This window comes from Phytoactinopolyspora mesophila, assembly GCF_010122465.1.
GTDB lineage: Bacteria > Actinomycetota > Actinomycetes > Jiangellales > Jiangellaceae > Phytoactinopolyspora > Phytoactinopolyspora mesophila.
Map to the genome: position 1 here is coordinate 189,439 of NZ_WLZY01000005.1, position 21,721 is coordinate 211,159.

The 21,721-nt window shown below is 66.9% G+C and carries 15 protein-coding genes and 1 pseudogene; 12 read left to right on the forward strand and 4 right to left on the reverse strand.

The features are described from left to right. Window positions 1-18 precede the first annotated feature (18 nt). Window positions 19-3,642: a transcription-repair coupling factor gene (gene mfd, locus F7O44_RS15770; RefSeq protein WP_162451224.1), complete on the forward strand. Its 3,624-nt coding sequence runs from the start codon at window positions 19-21 to the stop codon at window positions 3,640-3,642. Window positions 3,643-3,646: 4 nt separating this feature from the next. Here the strand turns inward: mfd and F7O44_RS15775 are convergent, their stop codons facing one another. Then, window positions 3,647-4,624 (reverse strand): ArsR/SmtB family transcription factor, encoded by a 978-nt coding sequence (locus tag F7O44_RS15775; protein WP_162451225.1) that lies wholly within the window; start codon window positions 4,622-4,624, stop codon window positions 3,647-3,649. A 116-nt stretch (window positions 4,625-4,740) separates the two neighbouring features. On the opposite strand from F7O44_RS15775, the gene F7O44_RS15780 reads away from it, so the two are divergent. The 5 genes and pseudogenes from F7O44_RS15780 to F7O44_RS29670 form a co-directional block, all read left to right on the forward strand. Beyond that, window positions 4,741-6,027, forward strand: coding sequence for an MFS transporter (locus F7O44_RS15780; RefSeq protein ID WP_162451226.1), 1,287 nt, complete (start codon window positions 4,741-4,743; stop codon window positions 6,025-6,027). 104 nt (window positions 6,028-6,131) lie between these two features. Beyond that, the gene (locus F7O44_RS15785) at window positions 6,132-6,767 is read left to right on the forward strand and encodes a SurA N-terminal domain-containing protein (RefSeq protein WP_162451227.1); all 636 of its coding nucleotides are present in this window, start codon (window positions 6,132-6,134) and stop codon (window positions 6,765-6,767) included. After that, the gene (locus F7O44_RS15790; protein ID WP_222851408.1) at window positions 6,751-7,419 is read left to right on the forward strand and encodes a nucleoside triphosphate pyrophosphohydrolase; all 669 of its coding nucleotides are present in this window, start codon (window positions 6,751-6,753) and stop codon (window positions 7,417-7,419) included. Before F7O44_RS15785 ends, F7O44_RS15790 begins: the two co-directional genes overlap by 17 nt. A gap of 107 nt (window positions 7,420-7,526) precedes the next feature. Beyond that, a complete protein-coding gene (locus F7O44_RS15795; RefSeq protein ID WP_162451229.1) occupies window positions 7,527-8,324 on the forward strand; it encodes a type IV toxin-antitoxin system AbiEi family antitoxin in 798 nt (265 codons plus the stop codon). 200 nt (window positions 8,325-8,524) lie between these two features. Next, window positions 8,525-9,094 (forward strand): annotated as a pseudogene (locus F7O44_RS29670) (nucleotidyl transferase AbiEii/AbiGii toxin family protein); the annotation flags it as partial. Window positions 9,095-9,129: 35 nt separating this feature from the next. Here the strand turns inward: F7O44_RS29670 and F7O44_RS15805 are convergent. Together F7O44_RS15805 and F7O44_RS15810 are read right to left on the reverse strand one after the other, a co-directional pair. Beyond that, the gene (locus tag F7O44_RS15805; RefSeq protein ID WP_162451230.1) at window positions 9,130-10,893 is read right to left on the reverse strand and encodes an ABC transporter ATP-binding protein; all 1,764 of its coding nucleotides are present in this window, start codon (window positions 10,891-10,893) and stop codon (window positions 9,130-9,132) included. Further along, on the reverse strand, window positions 10,890-12,623 hold the full coding sequence (locus tag F7O44_RS15810; protein WP_162451231.1) for an ABC transporter transmembrane domain-containing protein: 1,734 nt from the start codon (window positions 12,621-12,623) through the stop codon (window positions 10,890-10,892). The genes F7O44_RS15805 and F7O44_RS15810 overlap by 4 nt, the downstream gene beginning before the upstream one ends. Window positions 12,624-12,942: 319 nt before the next feature. Between F7O44_RS15810 and F7O44_RS15815 the strand changes: the two genes are divergently transcribed. After that, window positions 12,943-14,460 (forward strand): M81 family metallopeptidase, encoded by a 1,518-nt coding sequence (locus tag F7O44_RS15815; protein WP_162451484.1) that lies wholly within the window; start codon window positions 12,943-12,945, stop codon window positions 14,458-14,460. Here the strand turns inward: F7O44_RS15815 and F7O44_RS15820 are convergent, their stop codons facing one another. Further along, window positions 14,461-15,642, reverse strand: coding sequence for an ROK family transcriptional regulator (locus F7O44_RS15820; protein WP_222851411.1), 1,182 nt, complete (start codon window positions 15,640-15,642; stop codon window positions 14,461-14,463). Between the two features lie 185 nt (window positions 15,643-15,827). Here F7O44_RS15820 and F7O44_RS15825 point away from each other — a divergent pair, with 185 nt between their 5' ends. The 5 genes from F7O44_RS15825 (at window position 15,828) to F7O44_RS15845 (ending at window position 21,669) form a co-directional block, all read left to right on the forward strand. After that, the gene (locus tag F7O44_RS15825; protein ID WP_281353581.1) at window positions 15,828-17,162 is read left to right on the forward strand and encodes an alpha-L-fucosidase; all 1,335 of its coding nucleotides are present in this window, start codon (window positions 15,828-15,830) and stop codon (window positions 17,160-17,162) included. A 67-nt stretch (window positions 17,163-17,229) separates the two neighbouring features. Next, the gene (locus F7O44_RS15830; RefSeq protein WP_162451233.1) at window positions 17,230-18,510 is read left to right on the forward strand and encodes an ABC transporter substrate-binding protein; all 1,281 of its coding nucleotides are present in this window, start codon (window positions 17,230-17,232) and stop codon (window positions 18,508-18,510) included. Window positions 18,511-18,899: 389 nt separating this feature from the next. Further along, on the forward strand, window positions 18,900-19,814 hold the full coding sequence (locus F7O44_RS15835; RefSeq protein ID WP_222851412.1) for a carbohydrate ABC transporter permease: 915 nt from the start codon (window positions 18,900-18,902) through the stop codon (window positions 19,812-19,814). After that, window positions 19,804-20,739 carry a carbohydrate ABC transporter permease gene (locus F7O44_RS15840; RefSeq protein ID WP_162451234.1) on the forward strand — a complete coding sequence of 312 codons (936 nt, stop codon included), beginning with the start codon at window positions 19,804-19,806 and terminating at the stop codon, window positions 20,737-20,739. The genes F7O44_RS15835 and F7O44_RS15840 overlap by 11 nt, the downstream gene beginning before the upstream one ends. Continuing rightward, entirely contained in the window at window positions 20,740-21,669 is a 930-nt protein-coding gene (locus F7O44_RS15845; RefSeq protein ID WP_222851413.1) for an ROK family protein, read from the forward strand. Window positions 21,670-21,721 lie beyond the last annotated feature (52 nt).

The following is a 21,721-nucleotide window of genomic DNA, read 5'->3' on the forward strand; positions in this document are numbered from 1 at the left end:
CTGCGATGGAAGAGGATCATGTCGCTCACCGGTCTCCTCCATACCTTGCTTGACGACGACGGCGATGCGGCATTGCGCTCAGCTGTCTCCGACGCGCGAGCGGGTTCGGTCACTGCGCTGGATCTCACCGCACCGCCGTCCATGCGTCCGTTCGTGGCCGCCGCGCTGGCTGATGAGACTCTCGGTGCGGGACGCCCGTTGCTGGCCGTGACGGCTACCGGACGGGAGGCAGAGGACCTGGTAGAGGCACTTCGCTGCCTGCTGCCGGCGGACTCCGTAGCCGAATACCCGGCGTGGGAGACGCTGCCGCATGAACGGCTCTCGCCGCGCAGCGACACCGTCGGCCGGCGGCTGGCCGTCCTGCGCCGGTTGGTGCACCCGGCCGAGGGCGACGAGCAGATCAAAGTCGTGGTGGCGCCGGTCCGCAGTGTCCTGCAGCCACAGGTGGCGGGGCTGGCGGAGCTGCGCCCGGTTCGGTTGCACGTCGGCGACGACATCGCGCTGGACGATCTCGTCGAGCAGCTGGCCGCCGCCGCTTACACCAGGGTGGATCTGGTGGAGCGTCGCGGTGAGTTCGCGGTGCGCGGAGGCATCGTGGACATCTTCCCACCCACTGAGGAACACCCGCTGCGGGTGGAGTTCTGGGGTGACACCGTCGAAGAGATCCGTCATTTCATGGTGGCCGATCAGCGCTCCGCCGGCATCGCCGAGCAGGGGTTGTGGGCGCCGCCTTGCCGTGAGCTGCTGCTCACCGAAGCGGTACGGCAGCGGGCCGCGGAGCTGGCGGTAGCCCATCCCGAACTCGCGGAGATGCTCGACAAGATCGCCTCCGGGGTTGCCGTCGAAGGCATGGAGTCGCTCGCGCCGGTGCTGGTGGACGAGATGGAGCTCCTCGTCGATCTGCTTCCGGAGGGCACCCACGTGCTGGCCTGCGACCCCGAGCGCATCCGCTCGCGTGCCCACGACCTCGTGGCCACAAGCCAGGAGTTCCTCGACGCCTCGTGGGCCGCGGCAGCCGGCGGAGGGACCGCTCCGATCGATCTCGGCTCGGCCGCCTACCGCACACTGGCCGAGATCCGGGAGTATGCGATCAAACTCGGGCTGCCGTGGTGGAGCATCAGCTCGTTCGGTCTCGGGAGCGAGACAGAACCGCCCGAGCGTGACGGCGAGGATCTGGATGCTGCGCTGTACGCCGTGGATCTCGGCGACGAGATCGTCTCTTCCGGCGCGGTGGAGACACGTGAGATCGCTGCTCGCCCGGCTCAGGCCTATCGCGGAGACACTGCTCGTGCGGCCGCCGATCTCGGAGCTTGGGTGGGAACGGGCGGGCGGGCCGTCGTCGTCACCGGTGGACACGGCACCGCGGAGCGCACTGTGGAGTTGCTCGGGGAATCCGAGGTGCCGGCCAGGCTGGTCGAGGACCTGGCAGCACGGCTGGACCCGGGCGTCGTTCATGTCACCACAGCCACCTTGCAGCACGGGTTCATCGCCGACGACGCGGCCGTGGCGGTGCTCACCGAGGACGATCTCACCGGCCAGCGGGCGTCGGAGAAGCACGCGGCGCGGATGCCGAGCCGTCGGCGCAACCAGGTCGATCCGCTCCAGCTCAAGCCCGGCGACTACATCGTGCACGACCAACATGGCGTCGGCCGCTACATCGAGATGACCAGCCGCACCGTGCAGGGTGCGATGCGCGAGTATCTCGTCGTCGAGTACGCGCCGAGCAAACGGGGCCAGCCGCCGGACCGGCTCTACGTCCCCACCGACCAGCTGGAACAGGTCACCAAGTACGTCGGCGGCGACGCCCCGGGCCTCGACCGGATCGGCGGCTCGGACTGGGCCAAGCGCAAGGGGCGGGCGCGTAAGGCGGTCAAGGAGATCGCGGCGGAGTTGATCAAACTGTATGCGGCCCGGCAAGCCGCGCCCGGGCACACGTTCGGGCCAGACACGCCGTGGCAGCGTGAACTCGAGGACGCGTTCCCCTACGTCGAGACCGTAGACCAGCTTTCCACCGTCAACGAGGTCAAGGCGGACATGGAGCGTTCCGTGCCGATGGACCGGGTGATCTGCGGCGACGTCGGGTACGGCAAGACCGAGATCGCGGTCCGGGCGGCGTTCAAGGCGGTTCAGGAGGGTAAGCAAGTAGGTGTCCTCGTGCCGACCACGCTGCTGGTTCAGCAGCATCATGCGACCTTCGCCGAGCGCTACGCCCAGTTCCCGGTCAATGTGAAGGCGCTGTCGAGGTTCCAGACGGATCAGGAGGCGGCGGAGATCATCCGCGGGCTTGCCGAGGGCACTGTCGACGTCGTCATCGGCACCCACCGGCTCATCACCGGCGACGTGCGGTTCAAGGACCTCGGGCTGCTGATCGTCGACGAGGAACAGCGCTTCGGTGTGGAACACAAGGAGAAGCTCAAGCACCTGCGCGCCAACGTCGATGTGCTCACCATGTCCGCGACACCTATCCCACGAACACTCGAGATGTCCATCACCGGCATCCGCGACATGTCCGTCATCGCCACCCCGCCGGAGGAGCGGCACCCGGTACTCACTTACGTCGGCGGGTACGACGAGAAACAGGTCGGCGCGGCGATCAGGCGAGAGCTGATGCGTGAAGGCCAGGTGTTCTTCGTCCACAACCGGGTGGACACCATCGAAAAGGTGACCGCCCACCTGCGCGAGCTGGTACCTGAGGCGCGGGTGGAGGCCGCCCACGGCCAGATGGGCGAGCACGCCCTCGAAAGAGTGATCGCTGCGTTCTGGCAGCGCGAGATCGATGTCCTGGTCTGCACCACCATCGTCGAAACCGGACTGGACATCTCCAACGCGAACACCTTGATCGTCGACCGCGCCGAACGGCTCGGCCTGTCCCAGCTGCACCAGTTGCGCGGGCGCGTCGGCCGCGGGCGCGAGCGCGCCTACGCGTACTTCTTCTACCCCCGTGAGTCGCCGCTGACCGAGGAGGCACACGAGCGCCTGGCCACCATCGCCCAGCACGCTGACCTGGGCTCCGGTATGCAGGTGGCGATGAAGGATCTCGAGATCCGCGGCGCCGGCAACTTGCTTGGAGGAGAACAGTCCGGGCACATCGCCAACGTCGGATTCGACCTCTACGTCCGGCTGGTCGGCGAGGCCGTGGCGGAGTTCCGCGGTGACACCGATTCGGGACCGGCCGAGGTGCGGATCGACCTGCCGGTGGATGCACACGTCCCGCATGACTACGTCGCCAGTGAGCGGCTGCGACTCGAGGCGTATCGCAGGTTGTCGGAGGCCACCGACGACGACGCTGTGACCGCCGTGCGTGCGGAGCTGGAGGATCGCTACGGTATGCCGCCTGAGCCGGTGGAGAATCTGCTGGCGATCGCGCGATTCCGGGCGAAGGCGCGCCGGGTGGGGCTGACCGAGGTCACCATGCAGGGCAACTACGTCCGGTTCGCGCAGATCGAGCTGGCGGATTGGCAGCGCGTCCGGCTTCAGCGGCTGTACCCGAAGTCGCTGATCAAGGATGCTGTGCAGAGCATCCTGGTGCCGCGTCCTGTTCCGGCCACCATCGGAGGCCAGCCGGTGCGGGGCATGGAGCTGCTGGCCTGGGTGAACACCGTCGTGGATGAGGTCCTGGCCCACGAGCCTCAACCTGCCTGATTCGCTACGGCATGGCGTCGCCGGGCCGGGCGAGGCCGTCACCCAGTGGGGTGCGGACGTAGAGGACTGTGCGCCCGACCCGGTGCCCGGCCACGAGGCCGGCAGCCCGAAGCGCGCTCAGATGCTGCGACACGCCGCCGGCCGACAGGCTGGTGCGCTGCGCGAGCTCGGTGGTGGAGGCGGGAGCGGCTAGTTCGGTGAGCAGCGTCGCGCGGGTCCGGCCGACAACCGCCGACAACGAGCCGGGCGTGCCCGTGCCGTTCTCCCACAAGGTGGCGATACCACGCGCCGGATATCGCAGCACCGGCTGCCACGGCGGGCTGGTCTTGGAGGCCACCCGAGGCCACACGAACACCGAGGGCACCAGTACCAGCCCTCGTCCCGCGAGCTGACGGGTGTCGGCGACCGACGCGTGGGCGACCGAGAGAACGCCCTCCCGCCAGCGGATGGCCGGATCAAGATCGTCGAGCAGGCCGTGTGCGCCGCCGTCGGCGATCGAACGCGCTCGATACAGCACGTCGCCTTCGAGAAGGTTGCGGATCCTTGGCCACCAGGGCTCCAGCACGAGCTCCCAATAGGACTCGATGGCGGTGCTGAGCCGCCTGAGTCCGGCGGCAGGATCATCGAGGAGGGTGGCTGCGGCCGGCACGTTGCGCAGCGACGCGACGGCCTGGCGCACGTCATGCGGGTCGGTTTCCCGGAGCGAGGCAAGCTCGGTCGCCAGGTCCGGAGTGGGCGTCGTCGGTGTGGGTGCCAGAAAGCCCGGTAGGTACTGCGGATAGGGCGATGTGAGCCCGGTGAACAACGACAGGTCGGCACGGGCGTCGTCCAAGAGCGGGCGCACTCGTTTTACCCACGGCAGATGGAGGGTGTGCGCGGCGGGATTTTGCAGTACGCGCACGCTGGCCACCGCCTCCCATAGAGGCGAGAACGCCAGACGGGTCAGAGCCACGTCCTGCGGCGAGAACGCGAGTTGGAGCATCGGAATCCAGGCGAGGAGAGAGTCGAACCGGCCGTAAGCATCGAGAACCGTGGGTGAGGATTTAGCTGAGTCTAAATCAATGTCGCTAAGCTGCACCGCCACGCAAGGTAAGACCCATGGTCGACGTCAATACCACGGTGCAGCCGAAGTTACTCCGGCATGCAGAATTCCGGCTGCTCTTCGCTGCCACCGCGGTGAGCAAGCTCGGCGTCCAGGTCGGCTACCTGGCTATTCCACTGGTGGCCGTCTCCGCCTTGGACGCATCGCCCGGCCAGGTCGGATTGCTGGCGGCATTGAGCACTGTCGCCTTCTTGCTGATCGGCCTTCCGGCCGGAGCCTGGATCGATCGGATGCGGCGCCGGGGTGTGATGGTGGCCGCGGACGTGGTCCGGGCCGCGTTGCTGGGGTCGGTTCCGATGGCGTGGGCCGTCGACGCGCTGACTCTGACGCAGCTGTACGTGGTCGTCTTCCTGGCCGGGTTCGCGACAGTGTTCTTCGACGTCGCCGGGCTCAGCTACGTGCCGCACGTCGTCGGCCGGAAGCGTCTGGTCGAGGCCAACTCGGCACTGCACAGCTTCGATGCGATCGCCAACATCGCCGGTCGTAGTGGTGCCGGATATCTCATCCAATGGGTCACGGCGCCTGTCGCCTTGCTCGTGACCGCTGGCGGGTATCTCATATCGGGTCTGTGCTTGTCCGGCATCCGCCGCCGGGAGCCTGAGGCGCCACGGCCGGGAGAGCGCAGGCTGTGGCCACAGATCAGGGAAGGACTCGGTTTCGTCCTCCGGCATCGCATACTGCGTCCTGCCGCCCTGGCAGGCGCGGCGACGAACCTTGGCATGCAGCTCAGCCTCACCATGTTGCCGGTGGTGATGATCGCCGGGCTGGCGCTTCCGGAGAGCAGGCTGGGCTTGTTCCTGGCCGCCGGCGGTGTTGGCGCGCTGGTCGGCGCGCTGACGGCGAAGCGTCTCGGGGGTGTGCTGGGCATGGGGCGCATGTTGTGGGTCTTGGGCCTGGTGGTGGCACCCGCGGCGTTCCTGGTGCCGATGCTCGACCGGGGGGCCGGGTTCTGGCTGGCGATGGCGGGCTGGGGCATCGTGGCTTTCAAGATCGGTGTGGATAACGTCGTCCTGGTCAGTTTCCGGCAGCGAGTCACCCCGGACGGGCTGCTGGGCCGCCAGAACGCCACCATGCGATTCCTGCTGACAGGTGCCTTGGCGGTAGGTGCGGCGCTGGCCGGTGTGGTGGGTGAGCTGGTCTCGGCGCGGGCGGCATTGTGGACCGGCACCGTCATTCTCGCCTTGGCCTGGATTCCGCTCTTCTTCTCACCTATCCGTAACCTGCGGACGTTGCCGGCGGCTTCCGACGTGACGGCTGTTGAAGCAGGCCCAGAACGCGGATGAGTTCACGGCCGGCGCGGCGTGCGACGCCGGAGGCGGGCGGAATGTGCAGCGCGGCGGCCGGTAGGATGCGGATGGTCTGTCATCGATGTCGAAAAGGAACACCTGTGTCGGTCTACCAGCGCATCCTCGCCGTGTCCGCCGCAGCGGCGGCCGTTGCCATGCTGACTGCGTGCGACCCTGACCAGATCGGCACCGCCGCGACGGTCGGCGACGACCGCCTGAGCGTGTCGGAACTGCAAGATCAGGTCACCGAGATCGTCGAGTTCCGCAACGATGCCATCGAGACGCTCGAATTGCCGATGCCGCCGGTTGACCCCGGCCGTGACGTTTCCGGCCTGCAGCGAGACGTGCTGAACAGCTGGGTCATCCATCGACTGGGCGAGCGAGCCGCGCGGGATCTCGGCATCCACATCAGCGAAGCGGAGATCGACGATTTCCTCGAGCAATACGCGACCCAATTGCCGGATGGCGACCTTACTCCTCTCCTTGTCGAAGAGGGATGGACCGAGGACATGCTCCGCGATGAAGTCCGTCTCGGGTTGATCAACCAGCAGGTGGCTGCCACCGAGGGGCCGGAGGCGTTGAGCGTCGCTCTCGGTGAGGCGGCGCAGGAGGCCGGCGTGGACATCAACCCGAGATACGGTACGTGGGCCGATGCCGAAGGGCTGGTGGCTGCCAGCGGTTCGGTCTCCCACCCGTTCGAGGACGACCCCTTGGCAGACATTGGACACTCCCACTAGCGTCCCGGCGGGCAGCAGGTTGCTGGAGCTGGTAGCCGTCATGGACCGGCTCCGCTCTCCGGGCGGCTGCCCATGGGATGCCGAGCAGACCCACCGTAGTCTCGCCACATATCTGGTCGAGGAGACCTACGAAACGCTGGAGGCGATCGAATCCGGCGATGACACCGACCTGCGTGAGGAGCTTGGCGACCTGCTGCTCCAGGTGATCTTCCATGCCCGGATCGCCGAGGAACGTGAGACCGATCCGTGGTCGATCGACGACGTCGCCGGTGGTATCGCCGAGAAACTGATCCGGCGCCACCCGCACGTGTTCGGCGACGTCGACGCCCCGACCGCGGCGCACGTCGAGGGTCGCTGGGAAGCGATGAAGCGCGTCGAAAAGCAACGCACGTCCGCGGTCGATGGAGTGCCGTTGGCCCAGCCGGCGCTGTCGTTGGCGGCCAAGCTCATCAATCGGGTGGAACGCTCCGGCGTCGATGTCGCCCTGCCCGCGGCCGATGTGCCGGAGCTGACCAATGCCGACGAGGTCGGCGACCACCTGATGGCGGTGGTGGCCGCCTCCCGTTCTGCCGGTGTGGACCCGGAGCAAGCGCTGCGTGACGCCAGCCGCCGTTACATCGCCGCCGTCCACGAGGCCGAAACCACCACCTGACCGGTTCGTGAATTGAACGAAGGTCGGTTGTTGCGACTGGAATGGCTCTGGTGCTGCTAAAGTTACGAAATTCGTAACTTTAGCAGCATCGAAGGTCAGGATAGGTGGTGGCAGATCGGGTTCCCGCCAACGCGTTGGCCGACTGGCTGCTTGCGCATGGCCGGACCTCGGTCGACACGGACGAAGCTGCACAGTTGCTTGGCGTCCCACGCGGCCAAGTGCGGACTCGGCTATATGCGGTGGCGCAACGCCATGAGTTGGTGAGCGCGGCTCGCGGGCTGTGGATCCCCGTCCCGGCTCAATACCGGACTTGGGGTGCCCCACCAGGGGTTCAATTCGTTGATGACCTGATGCGGCATCTGAGCCGTGAATACTACGTAGGCTGGCTCTCAGCTGCCGAGATCCATGGCGCTGCTCACCAACGGCCACAGGCGTTTCAGGTGGCGGTCGATGGCCGAGTCGGCAACCGGACAGTGGGTCGCACGCGGTTCGACTTCGCCTTACGGGCCGGCGTAGCCAACCTGCCGCGGGTACGGCATCCGGTGCCTACCGGGTTCGTGCGGGTGGCTACGCGTGAACTGACCGTACTTGATCTATGCGACGAGTTACCTCGGGCTGCTGGCTTGTCGAACGCCGCGACCGTTTTGGCGGAGTTGGCTGAGGACGATCAGCTAGATGTGCACGAGCTCGGGCGTGTCAGCCAAGTCTTCCCGGCTGCCACGGGGCGGCGGGCGGGCTGGCTGCTGGACCTGGTTGCCCCTCACTTGGACACCGACCCGCTGGCTGATGCCCTGCAGAACCGGTCCGGAACGCCGAGCCTGCTCAGGCCAGACCGACCCGCACGAGGTGCGGTCGACACCCGTTGGCACGTCCGCATGAATACAGAAGTGGAGCCGGACTTGTGATTCCGGAGGTTTTCGTCACGGCGTGGTCGGTTGATCATCCGTGGCCGCAGCAGGCCCAGATTGAGCAGGATCTCCTGCTGTCGCGTGCAATTTGCGCTATCGCCGAGCATCCATACCTGGGCAAGGAACTCGTATTTCGCGGAGGAACTGCCTTACACAAGTTGCACATTGACCGGCCGTGGCGCTAGAGCGAAGACCTCGACTATGTTCGCTGTAGCGATGGCGGAATCGGGAAGCTAACCCAAGCGCTAACAGAGCTTGGCAATGCGATGGAGTTCAAAGTGTCGACCAAGATCGGCACCTATCCCAAAGTGCTGTGGCGGGCGGATGCCATCGACGGAAGCCCAGTGCGAATCAAAATCGAGGTCAACACGCGCGAGCGTGAACCTCAACTGGCCCCGCTCCGGGTCCGTCACGAGGTGGAGTCCGGATGGTGGGCCGGTGGTGCGGATGTCCTCACCTGCGATCCGACTGAGCTCATGGCGACGAAGATCCGAGCACTGTATCAGCGCTCCAAGGGTCGTGATCTGTTCGATCTCTGGCTTGCGCTGACCGAACTGGAGTTGAGCCCGGCCGAGATCGTGAGAGTTTTCGCCGTCTACCGTCCGCCAGGGCTCTCATCCGCGGTCGCGGAGAGGAATCTACAAGCGAAGCTCGATGACGCTGAATTCCGCCACGATCTGCATCCTCTCCTCGTGGCTGTGCCTGACGGGTACGACATCGATGTCGCTGGGCAGTTGGTGACCGAAGAATTGCTCCGCCGGCTGTAGACGGCTCAGGGACACGTGACGGTAGGCGCATGTAGTTAGGGGGCGTGGTCGGGCTTGGCCGGGCGGCCGTGCCAGGACTCCCAGAGCGCCGCGTAGGCGTCGCCGTGCTCGACGAGCTCGTCGTGGCTACCGAGTTCGCTGATCCGGCCGTCCTCGACCACGGCAACGCGATCGGCGTCGTGTGCGGTGTGCAGCCGATGCGCGATGGCGATGACAGTCCGGTCCTCGAGCACCGCGGACAGGGAACGTTCCAGATGCCGCGCGGCCCGGGGGTCGAGCAAGGACGTGGCTTCGTCGAGCACCAGGGTGTGCGGATCGGCGAGCACGATACGCGCGAGCGCGATCTGTTGTGCCTGTGCCGGTCCGATGGGGTGGCCGCCGGAGCCGACGACGGTGTCGAGCCCTTCCGGAAGCGCGTCGACCCAGTCGAGTGCGTCGACCGCTTCGAGGGCCCGCCGCAATTCGTCGTCGGGCGCCGCTGGTGCCGCCAACGCGAGGTTGTCCCGCATGGTGCCGACGAAGACGTGGTGCTCCTGCGTCACGAGGACCACCTCGCGGCGCAGCCGTTCCAGCTCGAGATCGACGAGACGCACGCCCCCGACGTCGACCCGTCCAGCGCGAGTCGGGTGGATCCCGGCGAGCAGGCGGCCCAAGGTGGACTTTCCGGCGCCGGACGGCCCGACCATGGCGAGGCGCTCGCCGTGCCGCAGGTCGAGCGAGATTCCGTGCAACACGTCCTGCCCATCGACGTACGCATAACGGACCTCATCTGCGCTGATGTCTTCGCCATCAGGAGTTTCCCCGCTCGCCTCGCGATCGTTTGGCACCCGCGAGATGCCGAAGATGCGGGCCAGCGATGAGGTACCCACCTGGAGTTCGTCCAACCATGACACGAGCCGGTCGACGGGGTCGACGATCTGCACCATGTACAGCACGACGGCGGTGACCTGGCCGATGGTGGCATGGCCTTCGCCCACCAGCCAGGCGCCCCAGGCGAGGGTTGCCGCCACGGGCAGTACGTAGGACAGCTCAGCGGTGGGGAACCAGACGCTACGCAGGAACAACGTGCGACGCTCGGCTGCGAAGGCGTCCTTGAGATCCTCCTCCGTGCGGCGGATCCGGACGTCGGCCAGGTTCAGCGTCTCGATGGTGCGGGCACCGTCGACGGTTTCGGTGACGGCGCCGTTCAGAGTCGCATAGGCCGCCCGCTCCCACAGGTAGGCTTCACGGGCCCGGTTCAGGTACCACCGGGTGCCGACGTACAGGAGTGGCACGCCGACGATCGCTCCGGCCGCCACCAAAGGCCCGGCGATGACCGCCGCCGCGAGCGTCAGCACGGTGGTGACCAACGACACCAGGATTTCCGGCACGGCGAACCGGACGGTGCGCGACACCGCGTCGACGTCTCCGGTGGTGCGCGCCACGAGATCGCCAGTACCGGCGCGCTCGACGGTGGATAGTGGCAGCCCGAGCACCCGTTTGATAAATGACTCGCGCAATTGGGCGAAGACCGTCTCACCCAGGATCAGCGAGCGACGAATAGCCGCGCGGGTGATGAGCGCCTGCGCGACGATGAAGGCTCCGAGCAGGCCGGCCAGCAGGTTGATTCGCCCGGCGGTGGTGCCCTCGACGACGCCGTCGACCATCATCCCGAGCAGGTACGGGCCGGCCAGCCCGAGGGCCGCGGCCAGCACATGCAGGCTCAACGTCGCGCTCAGCGGGCGCCGGTGCTCGCGGAAGAGCTGACCGGCCTGGGCCCGGACATCCCGCGCGGACGCAACTGGTAGTTGCGTGCTCATACGTACTCTTCCTCTCGGGTCACGGTCCAGCGGTAGTCAGGCGCCGTCCGCAGTAGTTCTTCGTGGGTGCCTGTGGCGGCGACCTTTCCGTTGGTGAACCAGACGACGACGTCGGCCTGGGCGAGCATCAGCGGACTTGCGGTCGCGGCGACGGTGGTTCGCCCGGCGCGGGCCTCTCGCAGCCTGCCCGCGATCGCGGCCTCGGTGTGTGCGTCGACCGCGCTGGTGGGCTCCACCAGCACCAAGACCTCTGGATCCTTGACCAGCACGCGCGCCAGGGCGACCCGTTGGCGTTGTCCACCGGAGAGGGACCTGCCGCGTTCCTCGACGACGGAATCCAAGCCGTCGCGCAGAGTCTCGAGGATGTCATCACCGGAGGCGACCGACAACGCGTGGGTCAGCGTGGCATCGTCGTGCCGCCCATGTGGATCGAGGCTGGTGCGTAGCGTTCCGGTGAACAAGGCCGGCTCCGGGTCGCTGACGACGATCCGGCGGCGCATTTCGGCCAGGGGCAGCTCGTCCAGCGGCCGGCCCTCCACGGCGACCCCGGTCTCAGGGACGAGACGGCCGAGCCGGTCGGCCACCGAGGCGGTGAACGAGGGATCGTCGGCGACCAGCATGGTCATTGTGCCTGGGGTGACGTCCAGACCGGTCTCGGTGTCGGCGAGTCTGCCCCAGTCCGGGCCGGCGTCGGTGCTGCCGTCCGCGGGCCCGTCGGCCTCGGCGCCTCCGCTGCGCACGTCGCGATCGATCTCGAGCAGGTTGAGCACCCGCCGGGCCGCAACCATCGCCCGGGCCGCGACGAAAGCCATTTCACCAGCGGTGCGCACGGGAATGACGAGGAAGAACGCGAAGCCGTACATAGCGACGAGTGCACCCGGGCGGATCGATCCGTCCAGGACCATCCGGGCGCCGACCCACGTGAGCAGCACGAGGAAGATCCCCGGCAGAAGCACCATGATGCCGCCGAGCAAGGAGTGGGTGCCGGCCAGCCGGTTCCCCGCGCTGCGGACCTTCGCCGAGCGCTCGGTGTAGCGGCCGAGGAACACGCTTTCGCCGCCGATCCCGCGCAGGACCCGCAGCCCGGCGACGGTGTCGGCCCCGAGTGCGGTCAGCTTCCCCAACGCCTCCCGTTGCTGTCGCTGGCGGCGCTGCAATGGACGAAGGATCGGCGTGACCCCGGCCACCAGTAACGGAACTCCTATCAGCACGATGAGCCCGAGGGGTACCGATGTGGTCAGCACGATGATCGACACGACGATGTACGACGCGATGGCGCCCGCGAACCGGGAGATGACCTCGAAGGCGTGACCGATATGCGCGGCGTCGCTGGACGCGGTGGCGGCGACTTCACCGGTGGGCATCTTGGCGGGAACGGCCGGCCCGGTGCGCGCCGCGTGCCGGGTGACGACCTGGATGGTCCGAAACGCTGAGTACAGCCAGTTGGCCACGGCAGCCCGGTGCCGGGCGATACCCACCAACGCCTGCACCAGACCGAGCCCGGCGATCACCGCGACCCAGCGCATCGCCACTCCGGTGTCGCCGCTGGCGATGCCGTCGATGCCCTGACCGATGGCCCACGGCATGACCGCCTGAGCAATCATCCAGATGGTTCCGAGGATGGAGCCGAGCGTGATGACCCCGAGCTGCTTGCGGGCCAGCCAGGTGAGGAACCGCAGCGGAGATCGGGTATCCGGATTGCCGGGATCGGCGTAGGGGAGCGTGCGCACGTTGTCACACGCTACGGTCGACCACTGACACTCGCACCTGAATTTCCCCCGCTGAAGGCCGTTGAGAACGCGCGCGGCGGGCGGCGCCACGTTCGCGTTCGACCCGCGTACGACACAGCCCGTCCACCCTGACGACCCTGCCCGCAGGCAGTAGCTGAGCTCGCTGCACGGTCTGCCGGGTCCGTTCCCCTTGTCCACCGGTCGAGTAGCATGGGCGCTGATCGCACATTCGAATGAACTTTATTTGACATCGAAGAAGGTGCCTGTGACTGCGTCGACGATCTGGTCGCCACCACTCAAACCGGTCCATCCAGGCGGGATCGCCCGACCCCGTATCGCGATCGCCGGGATCGCGATCGAGTCCTCCACGTTCTCCCCGCACATCAGCGGCTGGGAGGCCTTCGCCGTCCGGCGCGGCCGGGAGCTGCGTGAACGTTACCCATTCCTCGCCGAGGGCACTGAACGCGGCGACGCGGCCGAATGGGTACCCATCCTGCACGGGCTTTCGCTGCCGGGCGGCGCCGTCGACGCCGCCGTCTACGAGTCGATGCGAGATGAGATCGCGCAGCGGCTGGCCGCCGAAGGCCCGTTCGACGGGCTCTTCCTCGATATCCACGGCGCGATGAGTGTGGTCGGCCGGCAAGACGCGGAGGCCGATCTCGCCGGCTCTGTCCGGGCGGCGGTCGGCGAGGACACACTCATCTCGGCGTCGATGGATCTGCACGGCAACGTCTCGGCCGACCTGTCGAGAGCGGTCGACCTCATCACGTGCTATCGGATGGCACCGCACGAGGACGCCTGGAACACGCGCGAACGGGCCGTGCACAACCTGCTCGAACGGCTGCGCGGGCCACACGGCCGGGCCCCGCACGCACGCCGCCCCTGGCAGGCATGGGTTCAGATCCCGGTTCTGCTGCCAGGCGAGAAGACCAGCACGCGGCTCGAGCCCGCACACAGTCTCTACAACCGCATCCCGGACATCGAGGCGCTCGACGGCGTCCTCGACGCCGCCTTCTGGATCGGCTACGCCTGGGCCGACGAGCCGCGTTGCCAGGCTGCCGTCGTCGTCACCGGTGACGACGACGTACTCGCCGGGAGCCAGGCACATGAGTTCGCCGCCGCGATCTGGCAGGCGCGGCGAGACTTCGCATTCGTGGCACCGACCGGCACCCTCGCCGAGTGCCTGGACCAAGCGCTGAGCCGCGGGCCGGATGCCGCCACCCCGTTCGTGATTTCCGACTCGGGGGACAATCCCACGGCCGGCGGTGCCGGGGATGTGTCGTGGACGCTCGGCGAGCTTCTAGCCCGGCCGGAGCTCCGTGACCCGGAACGCACGGTGATTCATGCGTCGATCTTCGACCCGGACGCGGTGGCCGCTGCCGTGCGGGCCGGCGTCGGCGGGGCAGTCGACGTGCAGGTTGGTGGCCGGGTCGACGGGCGGCCACGCGGCCCGGTGCGGCTGAGCGGCGAGGTCTTCTCGATTACTGAAGGCGACCCGGTGGCGGGCACGGTTGTGGTCATCCGCAGCGGATCCGTGCACGCGATCATCACCGAACGGCGAAAGCCGTATCACCTGGTTTCCGACTTCACCGATCTTGGGCTCGACCCGCACGCAGCGGACATCGTCGTCGTGAAGATCGGCTACCTGGAACCGGAGCTCTACAAGATGGCCGCGGATTGGCTGCTTGCGCTCACACCGGGGGGCGTCGACCAAGACCTGTTGCGCCTGGGCCACGCGCACATCCAGCGGCCGATGTTCCCCTTCGACCCGGACATGCCCGACCCTGACCTGCGGCCGGTGCTACGGCGGCGGGGCGACGAGGAGCGTCTCGCGTAGTTACCGGAGCGAGTGCACCGCTCGCTCCGGCAGTACGTGCTGGAGGATCAGCCGGCCGGCGCCGGTGATGCCTGCCTCCGGACCGGTGGAAGCACGGGTGATGAGGAGCTTCTGGGTGACGAGCGGATGGCAGCCGTCGTAGAGCTGGCTGCGAACCATGGCCACGAACGGTTCGAGAGTGGACAGTGCACCACCGAGAAACACCGCGTCCGGGTTGACGAAGTTGACCACAGTGCCGAGGACTTCGCCCAGATGCCGGCCGGCTTCCCGCACCATGGCGGTGACCTCGGGTTCGGCATCGCGGGTGCGGCGAACGATGTCCGCGGTGGACTGGACGTCGACTCCGCGATCACGTAGCTGACGGGTGATCGCGGCTCCGGAAGCGATGGTCTCGAGGCAGCCGAGCTTGCCACATGAGCAGGGCGTGGAGCCCGCGGCGGACACTCTCGAGTGGGTGATGTCTCCGGCGGCGCCCGTGGCGCCGCGGTGCAACTGTCCCGAGGCGATCAGCCCGCATCCGATGCCGCTGCCGGCCTTGACCGTGACGCTGTGCTCGAGATGGCCGTCATGGGCGAAATGCTCACCGAGTGCCATCAGATTGACGTCGTTGTCCACCAGCGTAGGGACGTCGAGATGGTGGCGGATGTAGTCCGCCACCCCGAAATCGTGCCAGCCGGGCATCCGGGCCGGGGATTCGACGCGGCCGGTGGCGAAATCAACCGGTCCGGGCAACCCGAGCGCGACACCGTGCAGCGGCGAGGATGGCAACCACGGCTCAGAAAGATCCGACCACTGGCCCAGTACTGTGTCCAGTGATTGCTCCGGGCCTTCCGACACGTCGAGCTCGATTTCCCGAACTGCCCGGACCTCGCTGGCGAGTGAGATGACGGCGATGCGGGCGTGGGTGCCGCCGAGATCGGCGACGAGGACGTGGCCGCCGTCGTCGCGGATCTGCAACAGCCGTGGCTTGCGCCCTCCACGTGAGTCCCCGGACCCGCTCTCGGTCACGACGCCAGACTCGATCAGCTCTTGGACGTGCAGCGATACCGTCGACGGCGACACTCCCAAGGTGCGTGCCAGGTCGGCCCGCGAGGTCGCCGTGCCGGCCGAGATGAGGCCGATGATCCGGGAGGCGACCGAGCGGTCAGGTGCACCGTTGGAGGCCATGCTGTCGGGCGCCATATTACTTCCTTCGAGATCGAACAAAGGGCGAACTCCATCATCTCCGAAGGTTTCGGATGTGGCAAGGGCTTGCGAAAAACATCCGACCCCTCTACCGTTCAATCCACTTACTTCGATAACTTCAATCGACGGCCAATCACATTGGGCGCCGGTGCGAATGAAGTGAAGCGAATGTCCGGTCGACATTGGTCGACGCGAGCGCCACGAGGAGTGGAATGTCCGAGCAGAGTTCCGGCTCCGCCACCGCGGAACCGGCCACCGCATGGTTCACCGAAGCGCGATTTGGGCTCTTCGTGCACTTCGGCCTGTACAGCCTGGCTGGCCGGCACGAATGGGTGATGACGCACGAACGCACGAGCGTCGAAGACTACGAGCGCTACGCGGAGGTTTTCGATCCGGACCTATTCGATGCGCGCCGGATCGCGCGGGCGGCCAAGGACGCCGGCATGAAGTACGTGGTGCTCACCACCAAACACCACGAGGGGTTCGCCCTGTGGCATAGCGAGGTCAGCGACTACAACGCCTGGACAGCATGTGGGCGGGACCTGGTCGCAGAGTTCGTCGAGGCTGTTCGCGGCGAAGGGCTGCGTGTCGGCTTCTACCACTCGCTCATCGACTGGCATCACCCGGACTTCACGATCGACTATCACCACCCGCGCCGTGACGACGCGGATGCTCGCGTGGCGAACGAGTCAAAAGACATGAACAATTACCGGGCCCACCTGCACGCTCAGGTCACCGAACTGCTCACCCGGTACGGCACCATCGACTACCTGTTCTACGACTTCACCTACGCCGAGGAGCGGGACGGCTGGCAGGGGAAATACCCCGAGGACTGGAACGCAGACGAGCTACTGGCCCTGACCCGGCGTTTGCAGCCCGGCATCATCGTCAACGACCGGCTCGGCATCGGAGCCGACCTCGTCACCCCAGAGCAGTATCAACCGGACGCGCCTATGCAGGTCGACGGCGAGCGGGTGGTGTGGGAAGCCTGCCAGACCCTGAACGGCAGCTGGGGATACGACCGCGACAACTTCGACTACAAGACGCCGGACCTGTTGGTGCGGATGCTCGTCGACACCGTCGCCAAAGACGGGAATCTCCTGCTCAACATCGGACCTGACGGTCGTGGGGCGATCAGCGGCCGGGACGTGGAGACGCTGGCGGCGATCGGCCGATGGATGCGGCTGCACGCGCGGGCCGTTCACGGCGCGGGACCGGCCGACGTCGAAGCTCCGCCCGGAACGGTTGTCACCCGGCGCGGCGACCGGCTCTACCTGCATCTGCTGGCCTGGCCTTTCGGCCACGTTCACCTGAAGGACATGGCCGGCAAGGTCCGGTACGCGCAACTGCTCAACGACGGGTCCGAGATTCAGCGGACCCAGATCGACCCCACCCAGGCGGCGTGGAACACCACACCAGGCGGGCAGCCACCCGGAACTCTCACCCTGACCCTGCCGACCGTACGGCCGGACGTCGAGGTTCCGGTCGTCGAGGTCTTCCTCGAGCCAGGCGCCTGACGGAAAGGCACCACACTCAGCCCCGCTGCTCCACATCAGCATCACGACGAACGGAGAGGAAACGATCATGCGTTTTACCAGGAGTTTGGCCATCGGCACCGCCTCGGTTGTGGGCTTGTCGCTCGCTGCGTGTGGTTCCGGCGACGACGGGCCAGCCACGAGTTCTGGCGACGGTGGTAGCGGTGCGGGCGCGACGATCGTCTGGGACATGTGGGCCGGCAGCCAGTCCGACATCGACGCTCTCGAAGAGACCCTCGAAATCGTGCGGGAGGAGAACCCGGACCTCACGGTCAACCTGCAGACAGCGCCGTGGAACGACTATTTCACCAAGCTCACCACCAATCTCTCGTCAGGGAACGTCGCCTGCGTGACGTCGATGAACGGGCAGCGGCTGTCGACCTACGCCGAGGCGTTCCACCCGCTCACGGCCGAGGACCTGGAACAGGCGGGGGTATCCGAGGACGACTTCTCGCCAGGAGCGTTCGACATCATGTCCCACGACGGTCAGCTGTATGGGTTGCCGTTCGACGTCGCGACGATGCTCGTCTACTACAACAAGGACCTCTTCGCCGAGGCCGGTGCGGCCGAGCCAGAGCTGGGATGGACGTTCGACGACTTCGAAGCCGCGGCGCAAGCCGCCACGACCGATGCCAACAAGGGCTTCGCGGTCGGTATGGGCGAATTCCAGTGGATGTCGTTGCCGATCGCGTTGTCCGGCAAGCAACCGGTGGATGAGAACGGAGAGCTCGCGCTCACCGATCCGGACTTCGTGCAGGCAGCCACCTGGTACGCGGAACTTGTCACTGAGGCATCGGTGGCGGCGGAGGTCCCGTCGGCCTCCGATACCGGATGGGGCGAGAACGAGTACTCCGGCGGGAACGCGGCGATGGCCGTCGACGGTACCTGGAACGCGGTCAGCTACCTCGGCAACGACACGGGCTTCGCTGCGGGCATGGTGAACCTGCCGGCGGGGGACAACGGCAGCACCGCGCTGATCCTCGGTTCCGGCTACGGCATCGCCAAGGACTGCGAAGACAAGGACGCCGCCCTTGCTGTGCTCGGATCGCTGGTAGGCGAGGCCGCCCAGGACGCGATGGCAGCGTCCGGCCGCAGCTACCCCGCCCGGGCCGGCTCGCAGCCGCTGTACTTCGAGTCGCTCGACGACGACGTGCGTGACGAAGTCAAGGCGGCATTCGACGCCGCGTTCGCCGAGGTGGAAGGGCAGCGCTCCACCACGAACTGGGACCAGGTCAACACCGCTCTGCAGCCGCAGCTGGTCAGCGTCTACTCCGGCCAAACATCGATGGCCGACGTGCTCGACCAGGCGCAGGCGCAGTTCGGCAACTGAGGCTTCGGGATCGGACGGTGACGGTGTTCTTGGCCTCCCTGGCCTCCGGCGGCGGCATTCGCGCTTGCGCGCTTATGCCTTCGCCTCCGGACGGTCGGCCAAGAACACCGTCACCGTCCTCCTATCCCGCCGACGCAGGTCGAACTGCTTGTCGGCACAGGCTGTGCGCGTCGGAGAGAGGACACGCAAGAGGGTGGGACGGTCGGCCGACGAATCCTTTCAGCACCCTCCTGCCCGCCGGGCGCCTCCGGACGGTCGGCCGACAACACCGTCACCGTCCTCCTGCCCCGCCGACGCCTCCAGGCCGAACTGCTTGTCGGCACAGGCTGCGCGCGTCGGGCTGGGGCAGCGCAAATGCGGGAGCGGTTCATGCCAGATAGGGGAATGTGATGCCGACGTTGACGCGAAGACAGCGACGCCGGAGCGAACTGGCCAAGGCCGAGACGCGCCAGGCGCTGGGCTTCATCAGCCCGGCCCTGGCGGGTCTCGCCGTGTTCACGATCGTTCCGGTCGTTCTGTCGATCGTGATGAGTTTGTACAACTGGCCCGCCTTCGGTGAGCGCTCCTTTGCCGGCTTCGGAAACTACGTCGACCTGTTCACCCGGCATCCGGATTTCTGGCCGGCGTTGCGGAACTCAGCGGTCTTCACGCTGCTGTTCGTGCCGATGAATCTGATCGTCGCATTGTCTTTGGCGCTGGCGCTCTCGCCGCGGATCCGTGGGCGCGGCGCGTTCCGGGTGCTCTTCTTCATTCCGGTCGTGACGCCGATCGTCGCGAACGCCCTGGTCTGGAAGATGATGCTGCAGCCGCAAGGACTGTTCAACGGGGTGTCCACCTCCGTGTTCGGTGTCGAGTTGCCGAACTTCCTGGCCGACCGGCACTGGGCCATGATCATGGTCGTGATGATGTCCGTCTGGCAGGGGATGGGCTACAACATGCTGATCTTCTCCGCGGCCCTGGAACAACTGCCGGCATCGGTGATGGAAGCCGCCCGGATCGATGGTGCTCAAGGAGCGCGCATGATCCGCAGCGTTGTCATCCCGATGCTCTCACCGGCCATCTTCTTCGCGACGGTGATGACGATCATCACGTCCTTGCAAGTGTTCGCGCAGCCGCAGCTATTGACCGGCGGTGGCCCGGGCAACGCCACCATGCCGCTGGTCCAGTTCATCTACAACCAGGGCTTCCAGTTCCAGAATCTCGGTCTGGCGGCCGCCGCGGCGTGGGTGCTGTTCGTCTTGATCATCCTGATCACCGCCATGCAGTTCAAAGCGCAGAAACGGTGGGTGCATTATGAGCACTGAGACAGGGGCCGCGACATTGCCGGGCGGCGGCGCTGGCCAGGTTAAACGCGGGAACCGTCGCGCCAGGAACACCCGCCCGGAAGGACTGCCGGGGACCAAACACGGCCGGCTGCGGACCGTACTCGCCCACGCGGCCGTCGTGCTGGCGGCCGCGATATTCGCGACGCCGATCGTCTATGCGTTCTTCACCGCGCTCAAGCCGAACACCGAGGTCTTCTCCATGCCTCCGCGGCTCATCGGTTCCGAGCTCAGGTGGAGCAACTTCGCTGAAGTGTTCGCCTACGGGCCATTCGCCAAGTACATCTTCAACTCGTTCTTCGTCGCTACCGCCGGCACGTTGGTGGTGCTCGTGGTGTCGACAACTGCTGGCTACGCGTTCGGGCGACTGCGCTGGCCCGGACGCGACGTCGTCTTCGTGCTCTTCCTGGCCACGCTCATGGTGCCGCAAGAGGTCGTCGTCGTCCCCATGTTCATCGTGATGCAGTGGTTCGGCTGGGTCGACACGTACCAGTCGCTGATCTTCCCGTTCGCCTTCACCGCGTTCGGCACTTTCCTGATGCGCCAGTTCTTCCGGGGGATCCCATACGAACTGGACGAAGCCGCCAAGGTGGATGGGGCCAGCGCCGTTCGCACCTTCTTGCAGATCATCCTGCCGTTGGCCAAGTCCGCGGTGGCCGTCCTTGCCGTCTTCACCTTCCTGGCGTTCTGGAACAGCTACCTCTGGCCGCTGATCACCGTCGTCGATTACCAGTCGCACGGCACGTTGCCGATCGGTCTGGCGTCGTTCTCCGGACAGCACGGAACCCGCTGGGACCTGCAGATGGCGGCGGCGATCATCTCGATGATTCCGACGACGATCATTGTCATCGCGCTCCAGAAACACCTGGTCAAAGGGATCGCGACCGCCGGCCTCGGGGGACGTTGAGTGCGGCAGGCGACGCGGCCGGTGGCTGCCGGGATCGATATCGGCGGGACCACAACCTCGGTGGTATTGGTCGAACCTGACGGAACGGTCGCCGCCGAGGCGACTACCCGCACCCCCGCCCGGTCAGGCGGTACGGCAATGTGCGGGGCTGCCCTGCGCGCCGTCGAGCAGGCGCTTGGTACGGGCCCGTTCCAATTGACAGCTGTGGGCGTGGGCGCTGCCGGAGTGATAGATCCGGTAGACGGCTCGATCATCGCGGCGTCGGACTCCTTCCACGACTGGGAGGGATACCCGCTGGCCAGCGACCTTCGTATGGCGTTGCACGTTCCGGTGGTCGTCGAGAACGACGTGAACGCGTTCGTTGAGAGTGAGCACCGCTTCGGCGCAGCCCATGGACTCGACGACGTCCTGGGCATCATGCTCGGCACGGGCGTCGGGGGAGCGTTGGTTCTGGGTGGAGAACTCCACACCGGGCCGCACGGGGCGGCCGGAGAGATAGGCCACGTTCCTGGGTTCGGGGACCGCCCGTGTACGTGCGGGAGGACCGGGCACCTGGAGACGCTGGCTTCCGGGCGCGCGATCGTCTCGCGCTACCGCGAGCGCGGCGTCGCCACGGGCGCGCCGTTGTCCGCCACAGCTATTGCCGCGCGTGCTCGCGCAGGCGACCCCATAGCGGCAGCGGTGTTCGAGGAGGCCGGACGTGGCGTCGGCCGGGCGGCGGTGATGGTGGCGACCCTCGTGGACGTGACGTCGGTGGTGGTCGGCGGTGGTGTCGCGAGGGCGTGGGATCTGCTGGAGCCTGCGATCAAGGCAGAGATCGCCGCTGAACCTCCTGTCTCCGATCAGCCGCTGTCGGTGATGCCGAGCATGCTCGGCGAGAGAGCCGTAGCGATCGGCGCGGCAGCGCGCGCCGCAGCGGTCTACCCCTGAGCCGAGCTCTGTCACCTGGTGGTCGGATCCTCATTCGAAGACCTGGTGACAC

Bases quoted from the DNA above. Each gene is read 5' to 3' on its own strand.
- mfd (WP_162451224.1), top strand. From the start codon at position 19: ATGTCGCTCACCGGTCTCCTCCATACCTTGCTTGACGACGACGGCGAT.
- F7O44_RS15775 (WP_162451225.1), bottom strand. From the start codon at position 4,624: ATGCTCCAACTCGCGTTCTCGCCGCAGGACGTGGCTCTGACCCGTCTG.
- F7O44_RS15780 (WP_162451226.1), top strand. From the start codon at position 4,741: ATGGTCGACGTCAATACCACGGTGCAGCCGAAGTTACTCCGGCATGCA.
- F7O44_RS15805 (WP_162451230.1), bottom strand. From the start codon at position 10,893: ATGAGCACGCAACTACCAGTTGCGTCCGCGCGGGATGTCCGGGCCCAG.
- F7O44_RS15820 (WP_222851411.1), bottom strand. From the start codon at position 15,642: ATGGCGCCCGACAGCATGGCCTCCAACGGTGCACCTGACCGCTCGGTC.
- F7O44_RS15830 (WP_162451233.1), top strand. From the start codon at position 17,230: ATGCGTTTTACCAGGAGTTTGGCCATCGGCACCGCCTCGGTTGTGGGC.
- F7O44_RS15835 (WP_222851412.1), top strand. From the start codon at position 18,900: ATGCCGACGTTGACGCGAAGACAGCGACGCCGGAGCGAACTGGCCAAG.
- F7O44_RS15840 (WP_162451234.1), top strand. From the start codon at position 19,804: ATGAGCACTGAGACAGGGGCCGCGACATTGCCGGGCGGCGGCGCTGGC.